This is a genomic window from Candidatus Protofrankia californiensis (assembly GCF_900634765.1).
GTDB lineage: Bacteria > Actinomycetota > Actinomycetes > Frankiales > Frankiaceae > Protofrankia > Protofrankia californiensis.
In genome coordinates, this window is the sequence record NZ_CAAAFT010000199.1 from 7,741 (window position 1) to 14,458 (window position 6,718).

Consider the following 6,718-nt stretch of genomic DNA (forward strand, 5'->3'; position numbering starts at 1 on the left):
TGCTGCGTGTCGTCGCGTGTGCCGCCGTGCGTGCCGTCGCGCGGATCCGGCGGTTCGGAGAGCAGCACATGGCAGTTGGTGCCGCCCATGCCGAACGCGCTGACGCCGGCGACCCGGCCGCGGCCCTCGTCCGGCCACCGCTGCGCTGCCACCTGCACGGCCAGGTTCAGCGCGTCCAGCGGAATCGCCGGATTCGGCGCCTGGAAGTTCAGGCTCGGTACGAGTTCCCGGTTCCTGATGCACAGGATGGTCTTCACCAGTCCGGCGATACCGGCCGCACCGTCGAGGTGCCCGATGTTGGTCTTGACCGAGCCCACCTGCAGGGGTGACCGGCCCGGCCTGGCGGCTGCGAGCACGGCGCCGAGGGCCGCGGCCTCCACCGGGTCGCCGACTTTGGTCGCGGCCCCGTGCATCTCGACGTACTGCACGTCGGCCGGGTCGATGCCGGCCCGGGCACACGCCTGCCGGACGACGTCCTCCTGCCCGGCCTGGTCCGGGGTGACCAGGCTGTCACCACCGCCGTCGTTGTTGACCGCGCTGCCCCGGATCACGCAGTAGATCGGGTCGCCGTCCGCCTGGGCCCTGGCAAGGGGTTTCAGGACCACCACGGCCCCGCCCTCGCCGCGGACAAAGCCGTTCGCGCGCGCGTCGAAGGTGTGGCACCGGCCGTCGGGCGACAACGCGCCGAGACGATCGACCGTGACGGTGCTTTCGGCGGCGAGCATGAGGTTCACGCCACCGACGAGCGCGACGGTGCACTCCCCCCGCAGCAGGCTCTCGCAGGCCAGGTGGACCGCGACGAGCGAGGAGGACTGGCCCGTGTCCACGACCAGGCTCGGGCCCCGCAGCCCCAGCTTGTACGACAGCCGGTTCGCGATGATGCTGCGGTGCAGCCCGGTCATGGTGTGCTGGCTGATCGCCTCGGGCCCACCCCGTCGCAGCACGGTGGCGTAGTCGTCCCACATCGCCGCGACGAACACGCCGCTGCGGGTGCCGCGCAGCCTTTCGGGGACGATCCCGGCGTCCTCCAGGGCCTCCCAGCCGAGTTCCAGCATCAGCCGCTGCTGGGGGTCCACCATGGCGGCCTCGCGCGGGGAGATGCCGAAGAACTCCGCGTCGAACCGGTCGACCTGGTCGAGGAATCCACCCCGCCGGCCGCCGGGACGGGACAGCTCGCCGTCGAACGGGCCGGGCGGGCCCCAACGGTCCTCCGGCGCCTCGGTGATGCCGGCTGTTCCAGTGCGCAGCAACCGCCAGAAGCCGTCGAGGTCGGGCGCTGCGGGCAGGCGGCAGGACATGCCGATCACGGCGATCCGGCGATCCGGGCGCACCGACGTCGCGTTCGGGACAGCTTCGGAATCGCTCATTGCCACCTCCGACTGAAACAAGGAAAAAGCCGTAGCGACCAACGTCGTTCACATCTTTCTCGTCGGCTCGACGGCTGCCGAGATCAAACCGTCCACCGGACGGATCGCGGCCGACCGGGTACAGGACCGGCGCATCATCCACAACGACGAATCAAACGACAAATCATCCGCAGACGAATCATCCACAAAATTGCGCGAGGTGCTCCAGGATCGTGTGGATGACAGCCGAACGGTGTTCGGTCAGATAGAAGTGGCCACCGGCGAAGACGCCCATGTCGAACTGCGCCGTGGTGTGCTCCGCCCAGGCGCGGGCATCGTCGACCGTGACCTTCGGGTCGCTGTCCCCGACCAGAGCGAAAATCGGGCAGTTCAGCTTCGGGCCGGGTTGGTAGCGATATGTTTCGGCCGCTTTGTAATCACTGCGGATCACCGGTAGCACGATACTGAGCAGCTCGCTGTCGCCGAACAACTGCGCCTCGGTTCCGCTGAGCGCCTTCAGTTCGGCCAGCAGCAGGTCATCCGAGCTGCGGTGCATGTTTTCGACCCGCTGCCTGGAAGGAGCGCGGCGACCGGAGACGAACAGTCCCGCGGCGATCACGCCGGTGTTCTCCAGCCGCCGGGCGACCTCGAAGGCGACCGTGGCACCCATGCTGTGCCCGAAAAGGGCGAGCGGCCGGTCAGCCCAGCCCAGCAGCACCTCGACAAGCCGGTCGGCGAGCTCGGCGACGTCCTCCACACATTTCTCGCTGCGCCGATCCTGCCTGCCGGGGTACTGGGCCGCCAGCACCTCGACCGACGCGGACAGCGCCCGTGAGACCGGAAAGTAGAAGCTGGCCGAGCCGCCGGCGTGCGGCAGGCAGACCAGACGGACCTTGGCCTCCGGCGCCGGATGAAAGCGCCGCAGCCATGGTTCGTCGTTCCGGGTGGTTATCGTCATCGGACTCCTCGGAAAGTACCCGCATACGGGGGCGGGTTTTAGGGGCTACCCGGCCCGGGTGACCGAGCCGTCAGTGACCCGGAGACCTGGGCCTCCAGCGGTGCGGAAAACGGGCTCCCGGCCGGCTGAGGAATCGCCCCGTCACACGACCAGCCCGCCGTCCACACCGAATACCTGGCCGGTGATGTAGCCGGCCCGGTCGGAAAGGAGGAACAAGACGAGCGCGGCCACGTCGTCCGGACTTCCCACGCGGCCCAACGGAATGCGTTCGACGAGCTGCTGGCGCAACGGCTCGCCGAGACCGCTGATCATGTCGGTGGCGATGAGGCCGGGCGCAACCACGTTGGCCCGCACACCGAACGGCCCACACTCCTTGGCCAGCGCACGGGTGAACCCGATGATGCCGGCCTTGGACGCCGCGTAGTTCGCCTGCTTCGCGCTGCCGTACACGCCCGCCACCGAGGACATCGTTACGACACAACCGGTGCGGCGCTTCATGAAGGAGAAGATCGCCGCTCGGCAGATGTTGTACGTACCGTCGAGGTTGGTGCTGAGCACGGTCCGCCATTCGTCGTCGGTCATCCGCACCAGAGGGTTGTCCCGGACGACACCGGCGGAGGCGACCACCGCGGAGATCGGCCCGAGCTCATCCTCGGCGGCGGACACCAACGCCCGTGCCTCGCCGGCGTCCGCGACGTCCAGTTTGTAGGCGAGCACCCGTCCGCCGTGGGCCTCCGCCTCGGCGACGGCCTCCTCCGCGGCGTCGGGACGGGAATGGTAGCAGAACGCCACGTCGAAACCGTCAGCGGCGAGGTGGCGTACCACCGCGCGGCCGATGCCGCGGGAACCGCCGGTCACCACGGCGACCGGGCGGACGTCACCGGACATGTCAGGTCTCTCCGAGTTTGGCCGTCAGCAGGTCGTAAACCCCGTTCAGGGAGGTGATGCTGGTGAACTCCTCGTCCTTCACCTTGATGCGGTAACGCTTTTCCACGCGCACCACGATCTCCAGCGCCATCAGCGAGTCGAGGTCGAGCTCGCTGATGAAGTCGGCATCGTCGGTCACCTCGGCCGGCGACCGTTCGAGGGCGTCGGCGACGAGGCCGCGCAGCTCCTCCCGGTCCACCGTGATCTCCAGGTTCTTGGTCATGGATGGCATCCTTTTCCTTGTCGCGTCTGTTCCGGATGGCCGGCGGCAGTGCGATCATGCTTCTTTCGCGCTCGGGGTTCCTGCCGATCCGGGAGGTCCGGGAGGCCCGGGTCCCCGGGTCGCTCAGCGGGACCGGTAGGTCGTCATGTCCCGATCAGTTCGCCGCCGTCGACACCGATCACATTTCCCGTCACCCAGGACGAATCACTGGCGGACAGCATGACGATCGCCTCGCCGACGTCCTCGGGCCGGGTGAGCCGCCGATGCGGATTACGGGCAAGGCACTTGTCGTCGAACTGCGTGCTGCCCGGGATCTTCCGAAATGCGGGCGTGATCGTTGTACCGGGACGCAGCGCGTTGACCGCCACACCGCGCTGCGCGAGTTCCACGGCGAGTTGGCGGACATGCGACTCCAGCGCCGACTTGGCCGCCGAGACGGCTCCATAGTTGGGAATTACCAGGGAACTCCCGGCGCTGGTCAGCGCATAGATCTTGGCTCCGGGCCGCAGCAGCCCGGCGGCCAGCAGATCCTGTGTCCAGTAGACGAGGCTGTGCGCCATCACGTCGAGGGTCATGGCCATCTGCTTCGCCGTGATGGTGCCGGTGGCCTCCGCCGTGGGCACGAAGGGCAGCAGCGAACCGAAAGCGACCGAGTGGAGCACGACCCGCAGCCCGGCGCCGCCGGTCAGTTCGGCGATCCGGGGTATCAGGTCGGCGCGCGTGGCCGAGGCGGCGACATTGCGGTTGAAGAAATGCGCCGCGACGCCCCGTTCATGCAGCTCCGCAGCCAGCTTCTCGGCAGCTTCCCGCCCTTCGGAGGTGTCGAAGTGAACCCCGATGACATTGCCGCCCTCCGCGGCCAGAGCACGGGCCGTGGCCTGTCCCATGCCGCTGGACACGCCGAAGACCAACGACCAGGAATCCTTGAGAGGCACCAGCACGGTCAGCTCCCGGTGGCCACTCGACGAGCCGACGAGCCGTCGCCGGCGATCGACCTCTGATCGATATCCGACCAATAATCCCATCGAATCCGCTCCGCGCGGGAGCACCCGTCCACCTGCACTACTGATTCCATATTCGAGTTACCACCATCGCCAGGCCGACCGGGGCATGTGAAATTACGCGTCATCTTCTTGGTGATCCGGAGACGTGGGCCTTCCGGACCTCCCGGATCGACTTCCGGACCCCGGGCGCGAAAGAAACATGATCGCGCCGTCTTTGGCCCGCCAGTGAACCGAGAAGCTGGGCCTCCAGCGGCACGGAAAACATGACCATGCCGCCTTCGACCTGCCAGCGAATTCATCGTCAACCACGATCAATCGATCGGATCACGACGACATCGCGTGACAGTAGCACCGAGTAACCACAGAACCAGGTAGCCATGCCGACACGGTGCGGCGGCATGTCCACCCGCCCCGGCACCGCCTCCCGGTGACCAGGATCCAGGTTTCCTCGGGACTCCCGGCCGCACGAGAAGAAGCATGATCGCACGGCCTTTGGCCGGCTAGACCTTACGACTTTCCAGCGCACCGGCACAACCCCCTCCCGGCAAGTCGCGGAGCATTCGTCCCCGACCATCCGCAGTTCGACACCCGGACCGATTCCGTGCCCAACCCACATACGCAGGCGATCCGATTGGAAAACGACCCGGTCGCTCATACAGGCAAAATTTTTCGCCGGCCGGAGCGGCGATAATGGATGCGACGTACGTGGCATCCCTGGACGAACAGCCGTACTCGCGGCACCCGGGGACGACCGAATCCTCGACGCGGAACGAGGAACATCGGCATACCACCGGACAAACAACTCTGTTTCACCGGGCCCCGGATGTGGCGTCAATCTTCAGCTATCATTTCGCTGAGCACGCGAAGTCCAGCGGAATGGTAGGAGGTTTTACGTCATGTCGTTTCCGAACATAGGACGAGCGGTGGACGGCGTTCTTGGCGCACCGGCCCAGGTCGCCGCCCAGGTCGCCGGCGCCGCCCAACTGCCGAACATCGACGACTGGAAGTCCCGTCCGAGCGCCGAGCATCCGCGTCCCGTGGTACTGGTGCACGGCACCTTCGGCAACGCCCTCGACTACTGGATCACCACCGCGCCCGTACTCGCGGCATCCGGATTCACCGTATTCCGGCTGGACTACGGCGCCCTGCCCGGCATACCGGTCCTGCACGGCCTGGACTCGATCGAGAAATCGGCCCAGCAGCTCGCCGCGTTCGTGGACAAGGTCCTGGCCTCCACCGGCGCCAGCAAGGTCGACATCGTCGGCCACTCACAGGGCGGCATGATGCCGCGCTACTACATCAAGTTCCTCGGTGGAGCGAGCAAGGTGAACCGGCTGATCTCGCTCTCCCCGTCCAACCACGGCATGGCAGAGAACGAGCTGGTCACGCTGGCCAAGCAGTTCCCCGGCGCCGAGAAGCTGATTGGTTCGACCATGCCGCCGGCCTGTGCCGACCAGACCATCGGCTCCGCGCTGCTGACCAAACTGAACGGGGACGGGGAAACCGTACCCGGTGTTCAGTACACGGTCATCGCGTCCAAGTTCGACGATGTCGTCACACCATATTCCTCGGCGTTCCTGAACGGGCCGGGCGTGCAGAACATCACGTTGCAGGACCTGTACCCGGTCGACATCAGCAACCATGGGGCCGTGGCGGCCAACCCCATGGTCTTCCGCGAGGTCGTCAAGCACCTCAACGCACCGAGCACCAGCACTGCGGCAGGCGCATCCCGCGCATAGGCGCAAACCGGGCGACACGTACGGCGACTTCGGCAGGGCGGCGAGACAGGCCGCGCACCCGAACAGGAGGAAGGCTGGATGGCCGGCGAGCGGCTGAGCGGACTGGACGTAGCATTTCTGAAACTGGACGATCCGGCGGCTCCGATGAACATCGGTGCGCTGATGATATTCGAACCAACCCGCCCCGTCGGTGTCGAGCAGCTGGTCCGTCTGCTGGGCGAGCGGATGGGAAGCTTCCCCCAGTTTCGTCAGCGCCTCCGGTCGCTGGCGGTACCGCCCGCCGCAGCAGAATGGGTCGAAGACGCGCAGTTCCAGGTGGAGGCACATATTCGGGTCTGCTGTCTGCCTCCCCCTGGAACACGCGATCAGCTCACCGAATACGCCGCCAACGCGATGGCATCCCAGCTCAACCCGGCCCGGCCGCTGTGGGAAGTACACGTGATCACCGGGCTGTCCGACGGACATTTCGCGCTCCTGCTCAAGACGCACCATGCTGTCACCGACGGGCAGGGCGGCGTCCG

The 6,718-nt window shown here is 66.9% G+C and carries 7 protein-coding genes; 2 read left to right on the forward strand and 5 right to left on the reverse strand.

Annotated elements, in window-relative coordinates; translation table 11 throughout:
* From DD1DGNOD_RS10965 to DD1DGNOD_RS10985, 5 genes are all read right to left on the reverse strand, one after another.
* Window positions 1-1,367: beta-ketoacyl synthase N-terminal-like domain-containing protein (locus DD1DGNOD_RS10965; RefSeq protein ID WP_131770049.1), on the reverse strand; the 1,367-nt coding region annotated here is incomplete at its 3' end.
* Between the two features lie 178 nt (window positions 1,368-1,545).
* Window positions 1,546-2,304 (reverse strand): thioesterase II family protein, encoded by a 759-nt coding sequence (locus DD1DGNOD_RS10970; protein WP_131766446.1) that lies wholly within the window; start codon window positions 2,302-2,304, stop codon window positions 1,546-1,548.
* Window positions 2,305-2,445: 141 nt separating this feature from the next.
* Entirely contained in the window at window positions 2,446-3,192 is a 747-nt protein-coding gene (gene fabG, locus DD1DGNOD_RS10975; protein ID WP_131770041.1) for a 3-oxoacyl-ACP reductase FabG, read from the reverse strand.
* A gap of 1 nt (window position 3,193) precedes the next feature.
* A complete protein-coding gene (locus DD1DGNOD_RS10980; protein ID WP_241251427.1) occupies window positions 3,194-3,454 on the reverse strand; it encodes an acyl carrier protein in 261 nt (86 codons plus the stop codon).
* A 143-nt stretch (window positions 3,455-3,597) separates the two neighbouring features.
* Window positions 3,598-4,479, reverse strand: a complete 882-nt coding sequence (locus tag DD1DGNOD_RS10985; protein WP_206443089.1) for an enoyl-ACP reductase FabI — start codon at window positions 4,477-4,479, stop codon at window positions 3,598-3,600.
* Window positions 4,480-5,354: 875 nt separating this feature from the next.
* Here DD1DGNOD_RS10985 and DD1DGNOD_RS10990 point away from each other — a divergent pair.
* Together DD1DGNOD_RS10990 and DD1DGNOD_RS10995 are read left to right on the forward strand one after the other, a co-directional pair.
* Window positions 5,355-6,197 carry an esterase/lipase family protein gene (locus tag DD1DGNOD_RS10990; RefSeq protein ID WP_131766450.1) on the forward strand — a complete coding sequence of 281 codons (843 nt, stop codon included), beginning with the start codon at window positions 5,355-5,357 and terminating at the stop codon, window positions 6,195-6,197.
* Between the two features lie 78 nt (window positions 6,198-6,275).
* Window positions 6,276-6,718 (forward strand): wax ester/triacylglycerol synthase domain-containing protein (locus DD1DGNOD_RS10995; protein WP_283234678.1); only part of this gene is annotated, 443 nt, incomplete at its 3' end.

Coding starts and splice junctions, on each gene's coding strand:
- DD1DGNOD_RS10970 (WP_131766446.1), bottom strand. CDS start 2,304: ATGACGATAACCACCCGGAACGACGAACCATGGCTGCGGCGCTTTCAT.
- fabG (WP_131770041.1), bottom strand. CDS start 3,192: ATGTCCGGTGACGTCCGCCCGGTCGCCGTGGTGACCGGCGGTTCCCGC.
- DD1DGNOD_RS10980 (WP_241251427.1), bottom strand. CDS start 3,454: ATGACCAAGAACCTGGAGATCACGGTGGACCGGGAGGAGCTGCGCGGC.
- DD1DGNOD_RS10985 (WP_206443089.1), bottom strand. CDS start 4,479: ATGGGATTATTGGTCGGATATCGATCAGAGGTCGATCGCCGGCGACGG.
- DD1DGNOD_RS10990 (WP_131766450.1), top strand. CDS start 5,355: ATGTCGTTTCCGAACATAGGACGAGCGGTGGACGGCGTTCTTGGCGCA.